General features: G+C 73.7%; 21 protein-coding genes. 7 read left to right on the forward strand and 14 right to left on the reverse strand.

Features of this window, described 5'->3' with window-relative positions; translation table 11 throughout:
• Positions 1–74: 74 nt before the first annotated feature.
• The 3 genes from ACFP3R_RS04060 to ACFP3R_RS04070 form a co-directional block, all read right to left on the reverse strand.
• Positions 75–2,897: a glycoside hydrolase family 9 protein gene (locus ACFP3R_RS04060; RefSeq protein WP_380632967.1), complete on the reverse strand. Its 2,823-nt coding sequence runs from the start codon at positions 2,895–2,897 to the stop codon at positions 75–77.
• Between the two features lie 412 nt (positions 2,898–3,309).
• Entirely contained in the window at positions 3,310–3,810 is a 501-nt protein-coding gene (locus ACFP3R_RS04065; RefSeq protein ID WP_380632969.1) for a carboxymuconolactone decarboxylase family protein, read from the reverse strand.
• A 163-nt stretch (positions 3,811–3,973) separates the two neighbouring features.
• On the reverse strand, positions 3,974–4,753 hold the full coding sequence (locus ACFP3R_RS04070) for an AraC family transcriptional regulator (protein WP_380632971.1): 780 nt from the start codon (positions 4,751–4,753) through the stop codon (positions 3,974–3,976).
• A gap of 146 nt (positions 4,754–4,899) precedes the next feature.
• On the opposite strand from ACFP3R_RS04070, the gene ACFP3R_RS04075 reads away from it, so the two are divergent.
• Positions 4,900–5,967, forward strand: a complete 1,068-nt coding sequence (locus tag ACFP3R_RS04075) for a glycoside hydrolase family 19 protein (RefSeq protein ID WP_415364707.1) — start codon at positions 4,900–4,902, stop codon at positions 5,965–5,967.
• Positions 5,968–6,004: 37 nt separating this feature from the next.
• On the opposite strand, the gene ACFP3R_RS04080 is transcribed toward ACFP3R_RS04075, so the two are convergent.
• Positions 6,005–6,595: an alpha/beta fold hydrolase gene (locus tag ACFP3R_RS04080; RefSeq protein WP_380632975.1), complete on the reverse strand. Its 591-nt coding sequence runs from the start codon at positions 6,593–6,595 to the stop codon at positions 6,005–6,007.
• A 372-nt stretch (positions 6,596–6,967) separates the two neighbouring features.
• Here ACFP3R_RS04080 and ACFP3R_RS04085 point away from each other — a divergent pair, with 372 nt between their 5' ends.
• Complete coding sequence (locus ACFP3R_RS04085; protein WP_380632977.1) at positions 6,968–7,717, forward strand: lytic polysaccharide monooxygenase; 750 nt, start codon at positions 6,968–6,970, stop codon at positions 7,715–7,717.
• Positions 7,718–7,788: 71 nt separating this feature from the next.
• Positions 7,789–8,367 (forward strand): DUF305 domain-containing protein, encoded by a 579-nt coding sequence (locus ACFP3R_RS04090; RefSeq protein ID WP_380632978.1) that lies wholly within the window; start codon positions 7,789–7,791, stop codon positions 8,365–8,367.
• On the opposite strand, the gene ACFP3R_RS04095 is transcribed toward ACFP3R_RS04090, so the two are convergent.
• The 6 genes from ACFP3R_RS04095 to ACFP3R_RS04120 form a co-directional block, all read right to left on the reverse strand.
• Positions 8,364–9,266 carry an RluA family pseudouridine synthase gene (locus ACFP3R_RS04095; protein ID WP_380632980.1) on the reverse strand — a complete coding sequence of 301 codons (903 nt, stop codon included), beginning with the start codon at positions 9,264–9,266 and terminating at the stop codon, positions 8,364–8,366. The genes ACFP3R_RS04090 and ACFP3R_RS04095 overlap by 4 nt on opposite strands.
• A gap of 55 nt (positions 9,267–9,321) precedes the next feature.
• A complete protein-coding gene (locus tag ACFP3R_RS04100; RefSeq protein ID WP_380632981.1) occupies positions 9,322–10,305 on the reverse strand; it encodes a hypothetical protein in 984 nt (327 codons plus the stop codon).
• Positions 10,306–10,512: 207 nt separating this feature from the next.
• Entirely contained in the window at positions 10,513–11,124 is a 612-nt protein-coding gene (locus tag ACFP3R_RS04105) for a DUF4230 domain-containing protein (protein ID WP_380632982.1), read from the reverse strand.
• Between the two features lie 23 nt (positions 11,125–11,147).
• Positions 11,148–11,828, reverse strand: coding sequence for an SDR family oxidoreductase (locus ACFP3R_RS04110; RefSeq protein WP_380632984.1), 681 nt, complete (start codon positions 11,826–11,828; stop codon positions 11,148–11,150).
• Positions 11,829–11,935: 107 nt separating this feature from the next.
• A complete protein-coding gene (locus tag ACFP3R_RS04115; RefSeq protein ID WP_380632986.1) occupies positions 11,936–13,087 on the reverse strand; it encodes a terpene synthase family protein in 1,152 nt (383 codons plus the stop codon).
• A gap of 406 nt (positions 13,088–13,493) precedes the next feature.
• Positions 13,494–13,787 (reverse strand): hypothetical protein, encoded by a 294-nt coding sequence (locus ACFP3R_RS04120; RefSeq protein WP_380632988.1) that lies wholly within the window; start codon positions 13,785–13,787, stop codon positions 13,494–13,496.
• Positions 13,788–13,974: 187 nt separating this feature from the next.
• On the opposite strand from ACFP3R_RS04120, the gene ACFP3R_RS04125 reads away from it, so the two are divergent.
• Positions 13,975–14,394 (forward strand): hypothetical protein, encoded by a 420-nt coding sequence (locus ACFP3R_RS04125; protein ID WP_380632990.1) that lies wholly within the window; start codon positions 13,975–13,977, stop codon positions 14,392–14,394.
• A gap of 203 nt (positions 14,395–14,597) precedes the next feature.
• On the opposite strand, the gene ACFP3R_RS04130 is transcribed toward ACFP3R_RS04125, so the two are convergent.
• Positions 14,598–15,872 (reverse strand): PucR family transcriptional regulator, encoded by a 1,275-nt coding sequence (locus ACFP3R_RS04130; protein WP_380632992.1) that lies wholly within the window; start codon positions 15,870–15,872, stop codon positions 14,598–14,600.
• Positions 15,873–16,521: 649 nt separating this feature from the next.
• Complete coding sequence (locus ACFP3R_RS04135) at positions 16,522–17,070, reverse strand: hypothetical protein (RefSeq protein ID WP_380632994.1); 549 nt, start codon at positions 17,068–17,070, stop codon at positions 16,522–16,524.
• Positions 17,071–17,201: 131 nt separating this feature from the next.
• Between ACFP3R_RS04135 and ACFP3R_RS04140 the strand changes: the two genes are divergently transcribed.
• Together ACFP3R_RS04140 and ACFP3R_RS04145 are read left to right on the forward strand one after the other, a co-directional pair.
• On the forward strand, positions 17,202–17,801 hold the full coding sequence (locus tag ACFP3R_RS04140) for a hypothetical protein (RefSeq protein WP_380632996.1): 600 nt from the start codon (positions 17,202–17,204) through the stop codon (positions 17,799–17,801).
• 11 nt (positions 17,802–17,812) lie between these two features.
• On the forward strand, positions 17,813–18,502 hold the full coding sequence (locus tag ACFP3R_RS04145) for a fibronectin type III domain-containing protein (RefSeq protein ID WP_380632997.1): 690 nt from the start codon (positions 17,813–17,815) through the stop codon (positions 18,500–18,502).
• On the opposite strand, the gene ACFP3R_RS04150 is transcribed toward ACFP3R_RS04145, so the two are convergent.
• On the reverse strand, positions 18,499–20,358 hold the full coding sequence (locus tag ACFP3R_RS04150) for an ABC transporter ATP-binding protein (RefSeq protein WP_380633359.1): 1,860 nt from the start codon (positions 20,356–20,358) through the stop codon (positions 18,499–18,501). The genes ACFP3R_RS04145 and ACFP3R_RS04150 overlap by 4 nt on opposite strands.
• 167 nt (positions 20,359–20,525) lie before the next feature.
• Here ACFP3R_RS04150 and ACFP3R_RS04155 point away from each other — a divergent pair, with 167 nt between their 5' ends.
• Positions 20,526–21,425, forward strand: coding sequence for a proteasome assembly chaperone family protein (locus ACFP3R_RS04155; RefSeq protein WP_380633361.1), 900 nt, complete (start codon positions 20,526–20,528; stop codon positions 21,423–21,425).
• Between the two features lie 124 nt (positions 21,426–21,549).
• Here ACFP3R_RS04155 and ACFP3R_RS04160 read toward each other — a convergent pair whose 3' ends face one another.
• Positions 21,550–22,512 (reverse strand): MsnO8 family LLM class oxidoreductase, encoded by a 963-nt coding sequence (locus ACFP3R_RS04160; protein ID WP_380632999.1) that lies wholly within the window; start codon positions 22,510–22,512, stop codon positions 21,550–21,552.
• Positions 22,513–22,658 lie beyond the last annotated feature (146 nt).

A 22,658-nucleotide genomic window follows, 5' to 3' on the forward strand; every position in this document is an offset into this window, starting at 1 on the left:
GGTGGTGGGCCGGGTGGGGGGGGGGGTGGCCGCGGTGGGCGCCGGAGCAGCGGCACCCACCGCGGGTCACCGGATCAGCCCCTGGTGCAAGGCTGACCGTTCACCCGGAAGTCGGTCGGTTCGCCCGAACCCGACCCCGAGGAGTTGAACCCGACCTGCGTCGAGCCGCCGTTGGCGAGGTTGCCGTTCCACTGGAGGTTCGTCGCCGTCGCCGCCTGGCCGGACTGCGACCAGGTCGCCGACCAGCCCTGCGAGATCCGCTGGGTGCCCGGCAGGGTGAACTCCAGCTTCCAGCCGGTCCACGCCTGGCCGCTGGCGTTGGCGATGGTGATGTTCGCCGACATGCCGCCGCTCCACGACGTCGCCCGCCAGGTGATCTTGCAGGACCCGGCCGGGGTGTCGGTGGCCTTGGTCCGCACGGTCGTGGCGACCGACTGCGACTTCAGCCCGGCCCCGTTCTTGGCCACCACCGCCAGGTGGTAGGCGGTGTCGGGGGTCAGGCCGGTGAGCGTCGCCGACGGGCTGGTGACCGTGGTCAGCACCCGCTGGGTGGTGCCCTCGACCGACACCACGTCGTACCCGGCGACGCCGCTCTCGGCGTCGGTGGACGCGGTCCACGTCAGCTTCGCGCCGGTGGTGGTGATGTCCGACGCGGACGGCGCGCCGGGCTGCGACGGGGCGGTCGTGTCGACCGGCGGGGCCGTGGTGACCTTCTCCGCCGCCCAGTTCGCCACCCACGCGAACGCCGAGTTCCAGTTGACCGTGACCTCGTTGACCGAGTACGCCTCGATGTGGTCGACGAAGCACTTCTGCGGCGCGCAGCCCTGGAGCAGGCGGGCCGCGATCGGGTCCTGGAGGGCGCTGTTCGGACCACCGGAGAGCGCGCCGGGCGGCGCGGTCGGCAGCTCGGGGTCGAGCTGGTTGGCCCAGTGCCGGTGGTGGACGTTCTTCACCGGCTGCTCGCCGTAACCGGTGACGTAGGAGTACGACAGCGGGTTGCGGCCCAGGAAGTAGTGCAGCGCCTGGAACACGCCCTCGCGGTACTTGGCCTGGCCGGTGAAGTCGTGCGCCAGCGCGAGCACGGCCGTGTTGTTGGCGATCAGGCCGCCCGAGCCCCAGTCGTACTCGCCGGTGCGCGTCTTGTACGGCGCCGGGTAGCCCTGGCTCGCCATCTGGGTCAGGTGCTTGTCCGCGATCGCGACGAACGCGTTCTTGATCGCGGTCACGTCGGAGGCCGGCAGGCCGTTGGGCACCAGGGCCAGCGTGATGTCGCCCAGCGGGCCGGTGGCGCCCCAGTCGAAGCCGCGGTCGTCCAGGCTCGCGGCCCGGTAGTGCGGCGACGAGGTCAGGTCGGACCGGTAGGTCGACTCGCCGGTGGTGGTGAACAGCTCCGCCGCGGCCCAGTAGAACTCGTCGGTCACGGTCGGGTCGCTGTAGGAGCCGCCGCCGGTGCCGTCGTTCGGGTCGGCGATCTTGTTCGGGTTCGCCTTGGCCGCCGCGTACGCCTTCACGGCCGCCGCCTGCGCCTTGGCCGAGAACGTCGGGTCGATCGTCTTCCAGATGCGGGCGGCCTGGGCGGCCACCGCGGCCGTGTTCAGCGTCGCGGCGGTGCTGGTGTCCGACAGGCGCCGCGGCTGCGGGTCCTCGTGCGGCAGCAGGGGCAGGCCGGTCCAGTTCACGTCGTGGATCTTGTGGTGGACCATCCCGTTGGGCGCCTGCATCTTCAGCAGGAACTCGACCTCCCAGCGGGCCTCGTCCAGGATGTCGGGCACGCCGTTGGCGCCCTCCGGGATGCGCAGCTTGCCGTCGCCCAGGGCGGCGGCGTCGCCGATCAGCTTCGCGCGCTCGTAGGTGTTGAGCACCTGCCACGCCGAGATGCCGCCGTTGACGACGTACTTGCCGTGGTCGCCCGCGTCGTACCAGCCGCCGCGCACGTCCAGGTTGTAACCGCAGCTCAGGGTGGCCAGGCAGGGCACGTTGTTGTCGCCCTGGTTCGGCGCCACGTTGAGGTGGCCGGCCGGGCGGGCGTACGTCTCGCCGACGTACTGCGCCTGGATCTCGATGCCGCTGCGGTTGTGGTAGAAGTACGCCAGCGAGTCGTAGCGCAGCTTCGAGAACGCGGTCGTGCCGATGTCGAACGGGAAGCTGGTCTCCGTGCCGACGGTCAGCGCGTAACCGGTGCCCGGGGTGTTGAACGACGAGAAGTCGATCAGGTGCACCCGGTCGCCGGACGCCGCGTCCAGGCCCTTCGGGGTGGTCTGACCGGTGGCCACGGTGGCGCCCGCGGCGTTCTTCAGCGCCCACGTCTGGGCCGCGGTGGCGTCGGAGGTCAGCGTGGCGTGCTTGGTCAGGCCCGGCACGTACGCGACCTGGTCGACGTTGATCTTCTTCGCCGGCTCGTTCACGTCGCCGCCCGGCGGCTTCACGCCGCCGACCAGGGAGACGTTGTCCACGCAGACCGTGTTGGCCGCGGCCTGCCCGCCGAGCTGGAACGACGCCTGGCCGTTGCCCGCGTCGGGGAAGTCCAGCTCCGGGGTGAACGTGAAGCTGAACGACTGCTTGGTGGTCGTCAGCTGCACGGTGTGGGCGGCGATGCCGCGGTACGGGCTGACCGCCTCACCGAGGTTCGCCGTGATCGGCTGGGGGCTCGCGGCCCAGGCGTCGAACTTCATCGTGTACGACTGGCCGGCCTCGAACGGCACGCCGTTCTGGCCGATCAGCGCGTCCCACGGGTTCGCCGTGCCACCGGGGACGGTCGCGCACAGCTCGCCGTTGACGACCCGGTTGCCGACCCCGGTGCCCGCCCACCACGGGTCGGCGCCGGCGCTGAAGTTCCCGTTGATCAGGCGCTCGTAGTCCGCGGCGTAGGCCGTACCGGACGCCAACGCGCCGCTCACCGCCACTAGGGCGAGGGCCGCGGTGGTCCGACGGCGCCACCGGGGAGAAGGAAGCGATCTCATGGACTTGGGTCTCCTCCGTCTGCTCTGACGGTTGACGACGCTTCTGGGAGCGCTCCCTGGGAGCGCTCCCAGAGACTCTAGGGTGAGCCCTCGCACATTCACAAGACTGAATTTGACCCCTGGTCAACCCGGCGTCACGCACCGTGCCGGCCGGTGCGGCAGGTCCGGGCGCCGGTTCCCGCCCGTGGCGGGGGCGCGGCGCGCGCCGGGCTCCTCCCCGCTCCGGGGGAGGGTCGGGTGGGCCGATCGGGCGCACCCGGGGTGATCCGGTCGGGGTGTTCCCCCGGGGACGGGTGACCGGCCGGCGCGGGACCACCGCGGCGCCGGCCGGTCGTGGTGGAGGGGCCGGTCAGACCATCCCGGCGTAGCCGCCCTTGACGAAGTGCTGGGCCATCGTGGCGTAGACCGCTGGGTCCTCGGGGGCCCACGTGCCCAGGCCGTCCACGTAGCGGTTCAACATGCAGAACGCGGCGGCGATGAGCACGGTGTCGTGCACCTCCAGGTCGCTCGCGCCCTCCTCCTTCGCCTTGGCGACCAGCTCCGGCGTCACCGCCCGCCCGCTCTCGGCCACCGCCGCCGCGATGTCCAGCAGCGCGTTGAGCTTCGCGGACCGCACGTGGTCGGCGGGCAGCTGGGCGGCGGCGAACGCGGCGTGGGACGAGGCGCAGAAGTTGCAGCTGTTGAGCTCGGACACGTGGGTGGCGATCAGCTCGCGCTCGCCCCGGGACAGGTCGCTGGGTCCGCGCAGCAGGACCTCGGCCAGCTCGCCGAGCGGCCGGGCGGTGTCGGGCCGGTAGGCCAGCAGCCCGCCGATGCCGGGCAGGTCGTTGTTCAACTCGATGTGCGCCATGCACCCCAGTGTTGTGATCGACGACGGGGCCGGCGACCGTCGAACGGGTCAAACCACCCGGCCTGGCCCGTACCGGGCGTAGTCGCGGGTGACGCGTCGTCCGCGGGGGGTGTGCGGACCGCGCGGCCGGGAAGTCCGCCGGGACCCGGGCCGGCGACCCGCGTCAGGCGCGCGCCGCCCGCGCGTACACCGCCGGGGTGATGCCGTAGCAGCGGCGGAACCACCGGGTCAGGTGCGCCTGGTCGGCGAACCCCGTGGCCGCCGCCACCCCGGCCGGCGGCACGCCCGCCGACAGCAGGGCACGGGCCTCGCGCAGCCGGCGCTGGCGCTGGTGGTCGCTGGGTGACAGCCCGTACCGCGAGCGGAACGCCCGGTAGAGCGCGAACCGGCTCAGCCCGGTCGCCCCCGTCAGCGCCTCGACCGGCACGTCCTCCGCCCAGTGCGCCTCCAGCAGGTCCCGGGCCGGGCCGGGGTCGCCGTCGGGGCCCGACCGGGGGCGCGGCGGCATCACGTGCGCCGCCATCGCGTGCACGGTCCGCACCAGCTGCTCGTCGCGGGCGAGCGCGGTGCCCTCGCGCAGGGCGGTGTGCAGGTCGCGCAGGGCGTCGGCGAGGGCGGGCGCGTGGCGCACCGGGTCGCGGAACAGCGGCGCCCGGGGCAGCAGGTCCGCGACCAGCTCCGGTCCGATGTGGATGATCCGGTAGGTGAAGCCGTCCTCGGTGGCGGGGTAGCCGTCGTGGACCTCGTCCGGGTTGAACGCGACCACGGTGCCCGCCGGGCTGGTGTGCGCCCCGCCCCGGCACCGGAACGACTGCGCGCCCTCCTCGGTCACGCCGAACGAGTAGGCGTCGTGGCTGTGCCGGTGGTAGCGGTGCGAGGTGAAGTGCGCGTGCATCGCCTCCACGGGGCGGTCCGCCGCCCGCCAGTAACGGGTCCACTGCACGCCCCCATTAGACCGCGTCCGTCCCCGGACAGACCGCCGGACAAACGTAGAAAATGCTCAGGTTTCACCTTGACTGGTGTAGACCATTTCCGGTTGAGTGACCGTCAGTCACGTCCAGGGCGCTCAACGTCGAAATGAGTGATCACGTGTCGAGATTCCGCGTACTGGCGGCCGCAGTCGCCTTCGTCGTCGGGGCGGCACTGACCGTCTTCGTCGCCAACACCGCCTCCGCGGCGGCCTGTGCCTCCGCGTGGAGCCCGTCCGCCGTCTACACCGGCGGCATGACGGCCTCGCACAGCGGCCGCAACTGGCGGGCCCAGTGGTGGACCCAGAACGAGGCGCCCGGTTCGGCCGCGGTCTGGGCCGACCAGGGCACCTGCGGCGGCGGCACGACCCCGCCGCCGGCCTGCACGCACCCGAACTGGGTGCAGGGCCAGTTCTACGCCGCGGGCAGCATCGTCCGGTACACCAACGGCCTCTACTACATCGCCGAGCACGACAACCCGGGCTACGACCCCACCATCAGCACCTGGTACTGGGAGCCCTACACCTGCTCCGGCGGCCCGACCACCACGACCAGCACGCCCGCACCCGGCGGCTTCGTGGTGAGCGAGGCGCAGTTCAACCAGATGTTCCCGAGCCGGAACCCCTTCTACACCTACGCCGGCCTGACCGCGGCGCTGAGCGCGTACCCTGGTTTCGCCAAGACCGGCAGCGACACCGTCCGCCGGCAGGAGGCCGCGGCGTTCCTCGCCAACGCCAACCACGAGACCGGCGGCCTGGTGCACGTCGTCGAGCAGAACCAGGCCAACTACCCCCACTACTGCGACCCCGGCCAGCCCTACGGCTGCCCCGCCGGCCAGGCCGCGTACTACGGCCGCGGCCCGATCCAGCTCAGCTGGAACTTCAACTACAAGGCCGCGGGCGACGCGCTGGGCCTCCCGCTGCTGACCAACCCGTGGCTGGTCCAGAACGACGCCTCGGTCGCCTGGAAGACCGCCCTCTGGTACTGGAACACCCAGAACGGTCCGGGCACCATGACCCCGCACAACGCGATGGTCAACGGCTACGGCTTCGGTGAGACCATCCGCAGCATCAACGGCTCCCTGGAGTGCGGCGGGCGCAACCCGGCGCAGGTCCAGAGCCGGATCAACGCCTACCAGCGGTTCGTGGGCGTCCTCGGCGTGCCGGCGGGCAACAACCTGTCCTGCTGAGCGCCGTCCGGGAGGGGTCGCGCCCGCGCGGCCCCTCCTACCGGGCCAGGTGCGCGAGCACGGCCCAGCCGAACGACCCCGGCGACGCCTCCCACGGCACGTGGCCCGCGCCGGGCAGCACGACCCGCGCCACGTCCGGCAGCGCGTCGGCCAGCACGTCCGCCGGCGCGCTGCCGGGCCCGGCAGCTCCCCGACCAGGGGCGCCGTCCACCGCGCCGCCCACCGCGCCGGCTGCCGTGCCGTCCACGAGCAGCGTCGGCACGGCCAAGCCGCGGCACCCGGCGGGCGCCTCGCGCGGGCCGGTCGCCGAGACCGCGACGAGCGACGACACCAGCTCCGGGTTGGCCAGCGCGTAGCGCAGCGCCACCTCCGCGCCGCCCGCGTGGCCCAGCAGCGCGAAGCGGGACAGCCCGAGGTGGGCGCGCAGGGCCTCCAGGTCGGCGAGGGAGCCGGACTCCCGCTGCTCCCAGCGGATCACGCGCACCCGGACGGCCAGCAGCCCGGCCAGCGCGTCGAACCCGCCCCACCACCCGCTGCCGCCGTGGCACAGCACCAGCGGCTCGCCGGCGCCCAGCTCGACCGCGCGCACCACGTGACCGCCGTTCGCGATGACCTCGTGCTCCTCCATGCCCGCCAGTGTCAGCCAACCGCGCGGCGGATCACACCCGCGGTGCCGATCGGGCGGTGGCGCGCCCGCGCGCCGGTGACCGACCGCTCGGCGTTCGCGCGGTCGACCCCGTTCCGCCCGGCTCCGCGCGACAGCGCCTCGCGCGCCGCGACCGGGCCGGCGTACCGCGTTCCGGGATGTCCGTTCACAGTCGGGGGTACGGGTGGCTGGACCAGTCGGTTCACTCCCTTGACCCGGATGTCGTTCCCGATTATGGTCTAGACCACGTTGCGGTGCGTCATCCCCTCCTGACGCGCCGCATGATCCGGCCGCCGCGGACAACGGACCCTGCACCGGAGACCTCCCTGGGTCTCCTGCGAAGGAGCTGGACACATGAGCTTGAAACGCAAGCTGGCCGCGGTTCTCGCGGGCACCGCCGTCGCACCCCTGCTGGTCGTCGTGTCGGCGGGCACCGCGAGCGCCCACGGCTACATCTCCTCGCCGCCCAGTCGGCAGGCGATGTGCGCCCAGGGCCGCATCTCCAACTGCGGCCCCATCGTCTACGAGCCCCAGAGCGTCGAAGGCGCCAAGGGGCAGCAGAACTGCCACGGTGGCGTGGGCTCGTTCGCGCAGCTCAACGACGACAGCCGCCCGTGGCCGACCACGAGCGTGGGCAACAACGTGACGTTCAACTGGACGCTCACCGCCCGCCACTCCACCACCACCTGGCAGTACTTCGTGGGCGGCAGCAAGATCGCCGAGTTCAACGACGGCGGTCGCCAGCCCGCGGCCAGCGTGTCGCACAACGTGAACCTGGGCGGCCGCACCGGTCGGGTCAAGCTGCTGGCCGTGTGGAACATCGCCGACACGCCCATGGCGTTCTACTCCTGCGTCGACCTCCAGGTCGGGTCCGGTGGCGGCAACCCGCCGACCACCACCACGCCCAACCCGCCGACCACGACCACCACGCGGCCGCCGACGACCACGCAGCCGCCGGTGGGCGGCACGTGGGCGCCCAACACCGCGTACTCGGTCGGCTCGCAGGTGACCTACGGCGGCGTCTCGTACCGCTGCATCCAGCCGCACACCTCCCTCGTGGGCTGGGAGCCGCCGAACACCGCGGCCCTCTGGCAGAGGGTCTGACGCGGTGACACACGCCCGCCCGCGCTGCCCTGTACGGCGCGGGCGGGCTTCCGGCTTCGAGGAGGACGACCTTGCGACGCCTCGCGACCCTGTTGGCCGGCCTGCTGGTGCTCACCGCCTGCGGCGGGGGCGACCCCACCCCGCAGGCGGCCCCGCCACCGACCGCGTCGACCGCGGCGGAGACCGCCGAGTTCAACGACACCGACGTGATGTTCCTGCACATGGCCGTGCCGCACCACCGCGCCGGCCTGGAGATCGTGCGCCTGGCCGAGGAGCGCGACATCCGGCCGGACGTCAAGACCCTGGCCTCCGCCATCAAGGTCACCCAGCTGTCCGAAGTGGACTCGATGACCCAGTGGCTGGCGGACTGGGGTCAGCCCGAGTCCGCGGGTGACACCCCCGAGCTGCACGCCGGCCACGGCGGCGACCACTCGACCAGCCCGGAGGCCATCGCCGAACTGGCGGCCACCCCCGCCGCCGACTTCGAGACGGCGTTCCTGAACCTGCTCATCGGCCACCAGCACAACGCGGTCGAGATCGCGAAGCTGGAGCGCGAGGGCGGGGCCAACCCGCAGGCCAAGGAGCTGGCGAACCGGATCTTCGAGTCGCGCACGGCCCAGATCGCCCAGCTGCTCGGCTACCTGGGCTAGAGCTCCAGCCGCAGGGTGCTGGCGAAGCGCCGGTGCTCACCGGTCACCGGATCGGTGAACTCCAGCGCCTTCGCCAGCAACTGGAGCGGGTCGGTGAAGTCGTCCAGCGGCTTGTCCCGCAGCACGGGGTAGAAGTCGTCGTTGCGGATCGGCACGCCCAGCGACGCCATGTGCAGCCGCAGTTGGTGCGTGCGCCCGGTGGCGGGCACCAGCCGGTACCGGCCCCACCCGCCGCGGTGCTCGACCAGCTCCACGTGCGTCTCGGCGTTGACCGGGCCCTCGACCTCCTGCGCCGTGATCACGCCCTTGACCTTGACGATCCGGCTGGTCACCCGGCGGGGCAGCGCCAGGTCCGGCCGGTGCGGCGCGATCGCCTCGTACTCCTTGCGCACCAGGCGGTCCTTGAACAGCAGCTGGTACCGGCCGCGCAGCCGCGGGTCCACCACGAACATGATCAGCCCCGCGGTGACCCGGTCCAGCCGGTGGGCCGGGACCAGGTCCGGCAGGCCGAGGTCGCGGCGCAGCCGGACCAGGGCGGTCTCCACCACGTGCCTGCCGCGCGGGATGGTGGCCAGGAAGTGCGGCTTGTCGACCACCACGATCGCGTCGTCCCGGTGCACGACCCCGATCGCGAACGGCACCGGCGCCTCGTCGGGCAGGTCCCGGTGGAACCAGATCCAGGTGCCCGGGACGAACGGGGCGTCCGGCGCGACCGGCCCGTCCAGGCCGTGGACGCGCCCCTCGGCCAGCATCGCGTCGATCCGCTCGGGCTCGACCCGGTGCAGCCGCTCCACCAGGTGGTCTCGGACGGTCGCCCAGGGGCCCTCCGCGGGCAGCCGCAGGCGGGCGGGGTCGAGGCCGTGGCGCTGGGGGAGCGGTGGCCGGAGCTTGCGCCTCATCGGGCGGGCAGTCTACGCCCGCGCACCCCGCCCACCCGCCGGCCCTGCTCACCGCTCACCCCCACAGCACTGCGCGGGCACCGCCGCCCACGAGCGTGAAGTCCCCGATCACCAGCCCGGACCCCGTCACCCGCCCGGCGCCGCCCGCCACCGCCCCCGCCGGCGCGGGCAGCTCGACCGGTCCGCGCCGGCGGTCCCACCGGACCGGCCGGTCGACCGCGCCGCCCGCGCGCTCGCCGCCGCCCACCACCACGCCCCGGTCGTTGAGGTGCGCGGCGTGGCTGCGCCCGCCGCCCGGCAGGACGCCCAGGTCGGTGGCCCGCCCGTACCGGTCCCAGCGGGTGGCGCGCCCGTCGGCCTGGCCGACGACGACCCCGCGCGCGTCGACCGCCGTGGCGATGCCGCTCGCCGCGGACAGCGCGGTCACGCGACCCTCCCGGTCCCAGCGCACCGGGACGACCGAGTCCGCGCCGGCCGACTGCCCCACGGCGGTCCCGTCGTCCGCGACGGCCACCGCGTTGTGCGCCGCGCCGCCCAGGCCCTCCAGCACCGTGACCCGGCCGTCGCCGTCCCACCGCAGCGCGACCACGCCCGCCCCGGTGTACGCGCCGCCCACGACACCGCCCACGTCGTTGACCCCGTTGACCCAGCTGCCGAGCGTGCCGGGCGGCGTGGGCAGCTCGGTGACCCGGCCGTCCGGGTCCCAGCGCACGGCCCGCTGGCCACGTCCCCCGGTGTCGGAGACGCCCGCCACCGCGCCGTCGTCGCCGATCTCCTCGGCCCGGCTCGTGGTGGCGCCCGGCAGCGCGCCGAGGTCCCGCACCCGGCCGGCGGGGTCCCACAGGACGGCGCGCACGGTGCCCTCCGCGTCCTGCGCGTGGCCGACCACCGCGCCCCGCTCGTCGACCGCGTTCGCGGTGCCGACCGCGCCGCCCAGCGTGCCCAGGTCGGTGGGCGCGCCGGGGTGCGGTCCCAGCGCACGGCGCGGCGCGGCGACAGCGAACCCCGGGTGGGCGTTCACCACGATGCTCCCGCCCACCAGCGGTCCGGGGCCGGCGGCCGTCCGGCGGCCGGTCGCCGTCGGGTGGCCGCCTCGGTCGGCTGCCTCGGTCGGCTGCCGCCGGGCCGGTTGGCTGCCGCCGGTTGGCCGCGTCGCCTTGCCTCTGCCGGCCGGCCGCGTCGCCTTGCCTCTGTCAGCCGGCGCGCCGCCTCGCCGCCACCGGCCGGCCGCGTCAGCCGACGGCCGTCAGTCGGCCGCCGCGGTGAAGGTCACCTGGTAGCCCAGCGCGCCGAACATGCCGGTCAGCATCTTGCGGGTGTTCTCCTCCGCCCGCCCCGCCAACCCGGAGTCGCGGGCCGCGTCGGAGATCTTCTGCTCCGCGGCCACGTAGAACGGCTGCTGGTCCTGCGTCTCCACCAGGGAGCTGAGCCGGTCGAGCAGACCCCGCTCCTGGGCGAACACGTAGCACCGCTCCTGCACCAGGTTCGGCTTGTCCAGCACCGCCGGCGGCAGGGCCAGCTCGACGGTCTTGGCCTCCGGCGACACCGTGAACGACTCCTCGGCCAGCCCGCCGAAGTCGACGTAGGCGTTGACCGTGCCCGCGGCCACGAACAGGGTCCGCTGCCCGGCCAGCGCGGACGGCACGAAGCGCACGTCGTTCTCGATGTCCAGCACGACCTGGAAGTCGCCCGCCGCCGCGTGGTACTGGCTCAGGTCGCGCAGCGACTGCAACAACGCCGGCTGGCTCCGGTCGATGGTGTCCGTGCCGAAGCGCGGTACCACCACGAACACCGACACCAGGGCCGCGACCGCCACCAGCACCAGGCCCGCCACCACCACACCCATGCGCCGCTTCATGCCGCACGGGTACCCAGCGGGAGCTACCAGGGAACCCGCTTCCCGTCCCGGAAGAAGCCACCGGTGGGCCCGCCGTCGGGCAGCGTCGCCGCCCAGACCACGCTCGCCGCGCCGTGCTCGACCGGCCGCCCGCCGGGTCCGCCCATGTCGGTGGCCACCCACCCCGGGCACACCGCGTTGACCAGGATCCCGCGCAGCTCCGAGGCCAGCATCAGCGTCAACGCGTTCAGCGCGGCCTTCGACGTGCCGTAGGCGGGCGTGCCGCCGCCCATCGACGCCAGCGACGCGGCCTCGCTGGACACGTTCACCACGCGGGCGCGCCGCGAGGACCGCAGCAGCGGCAGCAGCGCCAGGACCGTCCGCCACGGTCCGTAGAAGTTGGTCTCCATGGCCTCGCGCACCACCCCCAGATCGGCCGAGGAGGCGTGCTGCCAAGGGTCGTAGTGGATGGCGGCGTTGTTGACCAACACGTCGACCCGGCCGTACCGCTCGCCCAGGTACCCGGCCAGCCGCGCGACGGACCCGTCGTCGGTCACGTCCAGCCGGTGGTGGTCCACCCCCAGCTGATCGGCGACCGCCGCGGCCCGCGCGGGGTCGCGCGCGGTGAGCACGACGTCGTGGTCCAGGTTGACCAGCTGGCGGCACACCTCCCGCCCGATGCCGCGGTTCCCGCCCGTCACGACCGCCACCGGCGTCTCGCCCATCCCGCCTCCGTTCGTCGGGGCGGATTCTCCGGCACACCCGGGCCGGGCGCACCCACGCCGGACCGACTCGGTCAAGTGCGGCGGTCGGGCCCGGTCGGGGTCGCGCGTCACAGGTCGTCCCACCACCAGGCGATGGTGGGCAGCGGCAACGGGTCCGGGTTGTCGTCGGCGGGTTCGTCGGCCCAGCCCGGGGCCACCAGGCCGCGGTAGCGGGGCACCCCGAAGGCCCAGTCGTTGTTGCCGCGGATGGCGTGGCCCAGGCAGTCGAGGTAGGTCCGCAGGGCCACGCTGGCGGGCCGGGCGGCGACGACCTCGCGCAGCCGCAGGAACCGGGTCAGCACCCGGTCCCGCAGCCGCACGGCCTCCGCCACGGCCCGGTCGGGCGGCAGGCGCCAGTGGTGGGCCAGCACGTTCACCAGGTTCTGGTCGGTGTGGTGCTCCCCGGCCTCCTTGTCGTAGGAGTGGAAGTCGTTGTCCCACGCCGCCACCGTGATCGCCATCTCGGTCAGCGCCCGCACGGCGGGGGAGTCCATCTCCGCGCCGGGCACCTCCGGGCCGTTGGCGATCTCCAGCAGCGCGATGGTCGGCGCGCCGCCGCAGGTCTGGAGGCGCATCGCGGCGTAGTCGTCGAGGGTGGGCACGTGGCCGCGGGCGCGGTTGGCGACCTGCCACGTCGTCGCGAACAGCCACGCGCGGTGGGCGTCGGTGAAGCGCCGCGCCTGCGTGGGGGTGCGCAGCTCGTACACGTCGCGCACGATGTCCTGGACGGCCCGCGCGTACCGGTCGTCCACCGCCCCGCTCCACGGCGCGTCCACCGCGCGCTGCACGCGCGCCGCCATGGGCGGGAACGCCACGGGGTCGTCGCTGAACCGGCCGCCGTCGCAGCGCCGGTCGTCGAAGAGGAAGCCCCAGTACACCCACCGCACCGCGAGCCGGAGCCCGTCGTAGTCGGCGCGGGGGGCGAGCCGCGCGTAGAAGTCGGCGCTGTTGGTGCGCAGCAGGCGCTCGCGGGCCTCACCGTCGGCGGCGAGGCCGATGCGGTCGACCCAGGCGAGGGCGTCGCGCTCGGCCTCGGCCGCGCGCGGGTGGACCGCCGCGGGCACCGGGCAGTAGAACGGGCGCAGGCTGATGGACGCCGGTGCGTCGACGGCGGACACGTGCCGCCGCCCCGGAGCACGTCGTTCGACCGCGCGGCCCGGACCGTCCGCACAGGACAGTGCGGTGGCCGCGTGGAGGTGGCGGAGGACGGCGTCGGTCATCGGTGGCTCCTGGTGCCGCGGGGAGGGGTTCCCGGAGAACCGGGACGAGGGGGAACGTGCCTCACCCCCCGGTGCGGTTCAAGCGAATCGACGCCTTTCACGCCAGAGGTCCACGCCGATCACACGGACGTGTGCGCACGATCCCGGGATTTCCGGGCAGGTGACGCTGCGCAGTGCCCGCGCGCCGTGCCTCCCACCGCACGGGGAGTTTTGCCGGGTGAAGCCGCTGGTGGGTATTCCGCGGTCGAACCCGAACGGCGACGGCGCGCCCGAGCGCGGTTGGTGGCCGGCCACGCGGCCCCCGCCCCCCGACTGCCCCCGACTCCCGCTGGCTCCCCCTCCGACTCCCGCTGGCTCCCGCCCCCGGTTCCCACCTCCCGATCGCCCCTCGGCTCCTCTCCGAACCTCAGGCCGACCGGTGGCCCTCCAGCGACAGGTGGTCCTCGACGGGGAAGGGCAGGTGGTCCGCGGCGGGCCGGTGCCGGTCGGGCGATTGCTCGGTCGTCGTGCACCACCCGCGCTCCTGGTGCCACCGCAGCACCGCACCGCGCTCGGTCACCATCCGCGCCTCGAACGGCTCACCCGGGTTGAGGTCGACCTCGACCCGGGCCACCACGACCCCGGCGTCCCGCAGGTGCTCGCGCACGGCGTCGAGGTAACGGGTCACGGTCACCGCGCTGCGAGAGCTCACCAGAAGCATCCGGTCACACCTTTCCGAGTCGTCACCTCCTCCATCGGCACGGCGCGAGCCGATCATCAGGGACCAAAGTCCCGATCCGGAGGGGACCGAAGGCCCGAACGGGCGACGGGCCGACCGGCCGAACCGGGTGGCGCGATCAGCCCTGAGGGGGTGGGTAGGGACGCCCCCTCGGGGGTAACTCCCCGTCATGCAGAGGGCTGACAACAGGCGACCGGACGGGGTGGACGACGCGACCGTCGAGGCGGTCGGGGCGTTGACCGAGGCGTTGGAGACCACGGAGCGGGCGCGGGGGCACCTGTTCTCTTTCCACCAGCTGACGGGCAAGGCGGACGCGGAGGCGCAGCGGGCCGTGGGGCTGCTGCGCGAGGCCGGGCACGACGAGCAGGCCGACCGCCTGGAGGCCGAGCTGATCGGGCGCAACGTGATCCACGGCCGGTGGACGTTCCAACTCGTCGAGGACTACGACGACGGCTACTACCGCGCGTTCCGCGAGTGTGAACGAGAGGTGCGCGACCAGCTGGCCGGCGGCGTCCGGCACCTGTACGAGTCCGAGCTCAAGGAGCGCAACACCACCCCCGGCCGGCCGGGCCACGAACTGAACCCCTGACCGCGAGTCGTACGTCCAGGCCCGTCGTGTCGTACGTCCAGGACCCTCGAATTCAGCGTTCAGGTACCCCCGAACGGGTGCCAACCCCGTCGCGAACGTTGAACTCGGGGGTCCTGAACGTACGACACGGTGGTCCTGGACGTACGACTCGCGCGTTCTGGAGGTACGACACGGGGGGTCTGGACGTACGACTCGCGGGTGGGTCAGGGGTGGGGGTGGGGGTGGTTCAGGAGGCGGCGGGAGCGCAGGGCGATCTCCAGGGTCAGGCGTTCCTCCGGGTCGGCCAGGCGGTCGCCCAGCAGTTCCTCCAGCTGGTGCATGCGGTAGCGGACGGTCTGGGGGTGCACGTCCAGGCGCGCGGCGATCTCGCCGATCCCGCCCTGCGTCTCCAGCCACGCCAGCAGCGTGGTCTCCAGCCGCTCCCGCTGCTTGACCGTCAGGCCGGCGAACGCGGCCAGGGCCCGTTCGCTGAGCCGACCCACCAGGAACTCGTCGGACAGCAGCGCCAGCGTGGCCAGGTGGTCGTCGCACCAGGTCAGCGGTGTGACCGGCAGGACGCCCCGCCGCACCAGGCCCAGCGCGCGCCGGGCGCACGCCAGTGACTGCCGGGCCTCGGCCAGCGGCACCGCCGGCCCCACCGCCGCCCGCCGCCCGCGCAGGTCCAGCCGCAGCCGTTCGGCCGGGTTGGCCACGACCAGGCAGGGCGTCGAGCTCTCCAGGTCCACCAGCACGTCGCGGCCCAGCGCCACCGGCGGCAGTTGGTGCTGGTCCTCGCGGTACTCCAGGGCCACCACGGCGACCCGTGCGGGCAGCGGCCAGTCCGTGGTCGCGGCGAGGTCCGCGACGGAGCGCGCCGACGCCGGCTGCTCGGCCAGCACCAGCTTGAGCAGCTGCCGACGCCTGCGCTCCAGCGCGCCGCCGGCGTTGGCCTGCGCCTCGGCGTACCCGGCGATGGCGACCCGGCACAGCTCGTCGACCCAGGCGAAGATCGCGTCACCGACCAGGAACAGCGTGTCGGTGGGCACGCCCAGCTCGCGCCCCCGCTCGCTCAGGTGCCGCCACACCACGCGCGCCCCGACCCGCACGGCGGTCTGGAGCGAGTCCATGGTGCGACCTTCGAGGTACTCGATCCGACCGCTGTAGCGCAGCACGGCCTCCCAGTCGCCCTGCGCCGCGTCGGGGTTGACGATGATGTCGAAGCACTTCGAGATGGCCATCTCGACCGCGCCGACCAGGACCTCGCGGAACTTGCCCTCCAGGGGCCGCGCGTACGCGGGCACCGCGCGGCGGATCTCCCGCACCGCGTCGCGCACCAGGACGCCGGCCAGCGGCGCCATCCGCTCGGCCAGCTCGGTCGGGACGCTCGCCCAGAGCTGCCGCGCCGCGCTGTACTCGCTCGCCGGGTGGACCGCCGGTCCGGTCGTCGTGCCCCCGGCGAACGTCCGCTGCCGCGCCAACCCGTTCAGTGAGATCGTCATGCTGCCGCCTCCGCATGCCGAAGCACCGCCTTGGGACTTCGCCCGATCGACAGTAAAATCAGCCGTCGAGGGGTGTCAAACGCTCTTTTCGCCGCCTCGACGGCGTTCACTCGTTCGAGTGAGTAAAACCCCGTAGCGCCGTGACAACCAGGCACCGCGGAACGCGCACGTGGGTGATAAATCCGGCGGATGGTCGGCGCGCGAACGGCGTACCGCGCATTGTCGCCGTCACATTACTCCGAAGGTGCCTTTCACAAAAGACGTCCCGGATTTGGAGAGGGGAAGGGGGAAGGGAGGGAGAAGGGGAGGGGTAGGAGGGAGGGGGAGGGAGGGGAGAGGGGAAGGGGAAGGGGAAGGGGAAGGGGAGGGGCGGTGGGAGCCGGTGCGGTGGGCGGGTCGGTGGTGGCTGTCGGCAGCGGTCGGCGGACCGGTCGCGACGAAGTCGGACGGCACGCCCGCGGCCCGTGCCGTCCTGAACGCCGTCGGGTGTTCCGCCCTCGGAAATCCGCCGAAGAAAATGCCGGACCGGCGGAAGCCGGCGAGCATCGCGGTAGGCGGGTGGGGCTTCTCCGGAAAGCACGTGAGGCGGAGTGGAATTCCGGCCACCGGGAACCGGGTGAACGCGTGCGCCGGTCCCCGGAGGGGCGTCCTACTCGCCGCCCTCCTCCTTCTCCTCGCCGCGGCGGCGCAGGAACGAGAAACCGGGGATGCCGAGGATCGCCTGCTTCATGTCCTTGGTGACCTCCAGCAGCTGGTGGATCTCCGGACCCACCTTGTCCAGGGTCGTCAGGATCGGCAGCACGTCCTCCATGATGTGCTTGGTCAGCACCGGGAGCTGGTCCACCAGCTCGATCGCGGCGTCCACCTCGTGCGGCGACAGCTCCTCGACGAAGCGCCGCGCCAGCGGTTGCGCCTGCCGCGCCAACGGCGCGTAGTCGTCCATCAGCTCGCGCGACACGCGGGCCGTGCGGGCGACGTCGGCGGTGATGCCGTCCGCCGCCGCGGTCACCACCTTCGCCCGCTCGACCAGCGCCTCGGTCTCGGCCAGCACCCGCTCGGTGCGCGCCACCAGGCCGTCGGCCCGGCGGACCACGGTCTCGGCCGCCCCCAGCAGGTCCAGCACCCGGCCGGGCACGGCCACGGCGGTCTCCACGGTGGTCCTCGCCAAGGAGAACAGGGTGCGCGGCGTCAGCTCCATGCCACCACTCTGCCGTACCGGGACGTACCGGGCTCCCCGGTGATCCTTGTTGCGGGTCGTCCAGACCAATTACAGTGACCGGCGTCGCCGCCCCGACACTCCCCGGAACCGGGGGGTCGAAGGAGGTGCCCATGCCCAGGACGCCCCGGGCCCTGGCCGCGCTCGCGCTCACCGCCGGGCTGGCGATGGCCGCGCCGACCGCGCGGGCCCAGGTGGAGGCCGGTCCCTGGACCTCGTACTCGCCCTCGTTCACCGTGCAGGAACGCGGGTGCGGCGACGTCGCGGACCTGACCTTCCGGCTCACCTGCGCCACGGCGAGCGGCGACCAGCGCGCCGAGCGCCGGTACGCCACCTACACCGGCGGCACCCGCCAGTTCGAGGGGTCGTTCCGCGTCACCAGCCTGGGCGGCACGCGCGTCAGCCTCAAGCAGACGTTCCACGAGTCCGCGGCCGGGCCGTTCTTCATGCTCGCGGTCGAGCGCGGCGGGCGGCTGTACGCGGTGCACGGCGGCGCGACGGTCGCCACCGGCGCGACCGTCGGGGCGACGGTGCGGGTGAACACCGTGCACGTGGTCGGCGGCGAGCACCGCACGTACGTCAACGGGTCGCTGCGGCACACCTACGCCAGTCCCGGCGGCAGCTTCTACGACAAGTTCGGCGCGTACCGCACCAACAGCGGCCAGGGACCGGCCACCGTGGTGTGGAGCGGTGTCCGGTTCTGGCGCAGGTGAGGCGCCTCCTCGTGGTCCCCCTCCTCGTGGTCCCGGTGCTGCTCCTGGCCGCCTGCGGCCGGGAGCGGCCCGAGGAGCGGCCCGCGCGGCCGACCCCCGAACTCGTGGCCGAGCTGACCTCCGCCGTGGACGTCGCGCTGCGCTGGCGACCGGAACCGGGCGCCGCGGGCCAGGTCGTCGAGTACGCGAACGAGCCCGGGGGCGCCTACACCGCCCTGGAGTTCGCCCCGCCCCACCGGAACTCCTACGAGCACCTGGACCTGATCCCGCGGACCTCCTTCCACTACCGGGTGCGGTCGTTCCACGGCCCGGCGTCGGAACCCGCGGACGTGGCCCTGCCGCCGGGCGACGAGGTGCCGGAGTCGGACGGGCACGGGTGGGCCGAGCCCGTCCGGGGACCGAGCGGGACCCGGCCGGTGCGCTCCGCCGACGCCGCGCCCGCCGACTTCCGCGCGGAGGTCAGGCACGCCAACGGAATCCTGTTCACCTGGACCGATCGAGCGGCGGGGGAGGAGGGCTACCTGGTGGAGGTGAGGCCCGCCGGGGCGGCGGACTTCACCGTGGCCGCGCAGCTCGACCCGGACGTGCGGTCGTTCGGGTTGATCACGCTGCCCGAGGAGAAGACCGCCACCTACCGCGTGCGGCCCTACTACTACGGGGCCACCACGAACACCGCCCACCAGCGGACCGGCGGCCCCTAGGCCGAGACCCCCTCCTCGGCCTCCTCGGCGAACTGGGTCCGGTACAGCTCCTCGTACCGGCCGCCCGCCGCGAGCAGTTCGACGTGCGTGCCGCGCTCCACCACCCGGCCGCCCTCCACCACCAGGATCAGGTCGGCCGCCCGGATGGTCGACAGCCGGTGCGCGATGACCACCGCGGTCCGCCCGGCCAGCGCCTCGCCCAGCGCGGCCTGCACCGCGGCCTCCGAGGTGGAGTCCAGGTGCGCCGTGGCCTCGTCCAGGATCACCACGCGCGGCTTGGCCAGCAGCAGCCGGGCGATGGTCAACCGCTGCCGCTCACCGCCCGACAGCCGGTAGCCGCGCTCGCCGACCACCGTGTCCAGCCCGTCCGGCAACGACGCCACCAGGTCGGCCAGCCGCGCCCGCCGCAGCACCTCCGCCAGCTCCTCGTCGGTCGCCGACGGTTGCGCCAGCAGCAGGTTCGACCGGATCGACTCGTGGAACAGGTGGCCGTCCTGCGTCACCATGCCCAGCACCTCGCGCACCGAGTCGGTGGTCAGGTCGCGGACGTCGACCCCGGCCAGCCGCACCGCGCCCGCGTCCACGTCGTAGAGCCGGGGCAGCAGCGAGGCGATCGTGGACTTCCCCGCGCCCGACGAGCCGACCAGCGCCACGACCTGGCCGGGCTCGGCCCGGAAGCTGATGTCGTGCAGCACCTCCACGCCGCCGCGGGTGTCGAGCACCGCGACCTCCTCCAGCGACGCCAGGGAGACCTTGTCCGCCGACGGGTAGGCGAACCGGACGCCCTCGAACTCCACCGACACGGGCCCGTCCGGCACGGTGCGCGCGCCGGGCTTCTCGGTGATCAGCGGCTTCAGGTCGAGCACCTCGAACACCCGCTCGAAGCTCACCAGCGCGCTCATCACCTCGACCCGGGCGCTGGCCAGGGCCGTCAGCGGGGCGTACAGCCTGGTCAGCAGCAGCGCCAGCGCCACCACCGAGCCCGGGTCCAGCTCACCGCGCAGCGCGTAGAACCCGCCCAGTCCGTAGACCAGGGCCAGCGCCAGCGCGGAGACCAGGGTCAGCGCGGTGAGGAACACCGTCTGCACCATCGCCGCGCGCACCCCGATGTCGCGCACCCGCCGCGCCCGCACCTCGAACTCGGCCGACTCGTGGGCGGGCCGCCCGAACAGCTTCACCAGCGTCGCGCCCGGCGCGGAGAACCGCTCGGTCATCTGGGTGCTCATGGTGGCGTTGTGGTTGGCCGCCTCGCGCTCCAGCCGCGCCAGGCGGGAGCCCATCCGCCGCGCGGGCACCACGAACACCGGCAGCAGCACCAGCGCGAGCAGCGTGATCTGCCACGACAGGCCGATCATGACCACCAGCGTCAGCACCAGCATCACCAGGTTGCCCGCCACGCCGGCGAGCGTGTCGCTGAACGCCCGCTGCGCCCCGATCACGTCGTTGTTGAGCCGGCTCACCAGCGCCCCGGTGCGGGTGCGGGTGAAGAACGCGACGGGCATCCGCTGCACGTGGTCGAAGACCGTGGTCCGCAGGTCCAGGATCAGGTCCTCGCCGATGCGCGCGGACAGCCACCTCGTCAGCAGGCCGAGCGCCGCCTCCACCACCGCGATGCCCGCGATCACGCCGGCCAGCCCGACGACCACCCCGGTGGCCGAACCGCTGACGATCGCGTCCACCACCCGGCCCGCGAGGACGGGCGTCACCACCGCCAGCACCGCCATGACCACGCTCAACGCCAGGTACTGGGTCAGCCGCGTCCGGTGCGGCCGCGCGAAGGCCCGGATGCGGCGCAGCGTGGCGGCGGAGAACGGCCGGCGGTCGTCCTGCGCGTTCGTCACGTGGTACAGCGACATCCACGCGGTGGTTTCCATGTCCATGGGCCGAACGCTAGGACCTGGAGCCGACTGGAGGTCAAGGAACCGGGGTGGTCGCGCGGCGGGTTCGCCGAAGTCGGGAATGACCGGCGGTCCGGCGGCGTTGACGTTCAGGAGACTGGTCTGAGTACATGGGGAGGCACGACGTGGCGCTGGACCCGGAGGAGCTGTTCGAAGTCGACTCCGACGTCCCGGACCTGACCGGAGCGGTGCTGCTGCACCACTTCGACGGCTTCATGGACGCCGGTGCGGCCGGTTCGGTGCTGGTCGAGCACCTGTTGGAGACGCACGAGCACCGGGTGATCGCCCGGTTCGACGTCGACGACCTGATCGACTACCGGGCCCGCAGGCCGCCGATGACCTTCGTGACCGACCGGTGGGAGGACTACGCCGCGCCCGAGCTGGTGGTCCGCCTGCTGCACGACGCGGTCGGCACGCCGTTCCTGGTGATGCACGGCCCGGAGCCGGACCGCCGGTGGGAGGCCGTGGTCGCCGCGGTGCGGTCGCTGGTCGAGCGCTGGGGCGTGCGGCTGGCCATCAGCTTCCACGGCATCCCGATGGGGGTGCCGCACACCCGCAAGCTCTCGGTGATCTCGCACGCGACCAGGCCGCAGCTGGTGGTGGAGAAGTCGCCGTTCAACCGGGTGCAGGTGCCGGGCAACCTGTCGGCGCTGCTGGAGCTGCGCCTCGGCCAGGCCGGGCACGACGCGATGGGCTTCGCGGCCTACGTGCCGCACTACCTGTCCCAGAGCACCTACCCGACCGCCGCGCTGGGGCTGCTGGACTCGATCACCAAGTCGACCGGGCTGGCCCTGCCGATCGGCGCGCTCCACGAGGCCACCCGGCGCACCGACGCCGAGATCGCCCGCCAGGTCGCGGACTCGGACGAGGTCGCGCAGGTGGTCGAGGCCCTGGAGCGGCAGTACGACGCCTTCGCGGAGGCGTCGGAGAACCTGTTGGCGGCGGCGGGCGAGCCGCTGCCGAGCGCGGACGAGCTCGGGGACCAGTTCGAGCGGTTCCTGGCCGACCAGCAGCGCGACCACTAGCGGGACGAGGGCCGGCGGGAACACCGCCGGCCGGGACGTCCTCGCCGGGCAGTCCCCCGCCGGGGCACCCTCGCCGGGGCGTGCCCGCTGGCACACCCTCGCCGGGACGTCCCCGTCGAAGGCGTCAGAGGTCGAGCTCGGCCAGCAGGCGGTACGAGGTCAGCAACGCCGCCCGGTCGTGGGTGCTGGTGGTGACCAGCACCTCGTCCGCGCCGGTGCGCTCCACCAGCGCCTCCAGGGCCTTGCCGACCTCGGTGGGGGTGCCGTGGACGTGGCCCTCCAGCGACTGCTCGAACAGGGCGCGCTCGCGGTCGGTCATCGGGGTCGCGAGGATCTCCTCCGGAGTGCTGAGCGGCGGGAACTCGCCCCTGGTCCGCGACCAGGTCATCGCCCACGCCTCCGGGACCAGCAGCCGCCACGCCTCGTCGGTGGTCGCCGCCGCGGCCACGTTCGCGGAGATCACCACGTAGGGCTCCGACGCCCAGACCGAGGGGCGGAACCCGGCGCGGTAGGCGTCGATCGCCCCGGTCATCGCCCGTTCGCCCCGGAAAGAGCCGATCACCAGCGGCAGGCCCTGCTCGGCGGCCACCCCGGCGCCGGTGGCCAGCACGAAGGGCCGCACGCGCAGGCCGGGCGCCGGGTAGGCGCGCACCGGCCGGTCGTCGGTGAAGTGGCCGAGCAGCTCGGCGAGCCTCGGGCCGAAGGCGTCGGCGTCGTCCCGGTCGTGGCCCAGCGCCGCGCGGACGGCCCCGGTGAAGCCGACCGACCGGCCCAGGCCCATGTCGATCCGCCCCGGGAACAGGGACTCCAGCACGCCGAACTGCTCGGCGACCACGAGGGGCTGGTGGTTGGGCAGCATCACGCCGCCGGTGCCCGCGCGGATGGTCGTGGTGGCCGCCGCGACGGCCGCCGCCAGGACGGTGGGGGCGGAGCCCGCCACGCCGGGGACGCCGTGGTGCTCGGAGACCCAGAACCGGTGGTAGCCGAGGGCCTCGACCTGCCGGGCGAACCCGACGGTCTCGCGGAGGGCCTCGGCGTGGGTCTGCCCGGAGCGCGTGCGCGAGCGGTCCAGCACCGAGAGCTTCACGGTCGGTCCAACGCGGGCTGACGTGCGGGAATTCCCCCGGGTGTCGACCGAAGGAGGTGGGCACGGGCCGCTGCCCGTGCCCACCTCGACCACGGCCGCCCCGGACCGGCGAGGCCCGCGGCGGCGGTCGCGGCCCTTCCGCGACC

The sequence above is a fragment of the Saccharothrix lopnurensis genome (assembly GCF_042658445.1).
Taxonomy (GTDB): Bacteria; Actinomycetota; Actinomycetes; order Mycobacteriales; family Pseudonocardiaceae; genus Actinosynnema; species Actinosynnema lopnurensis.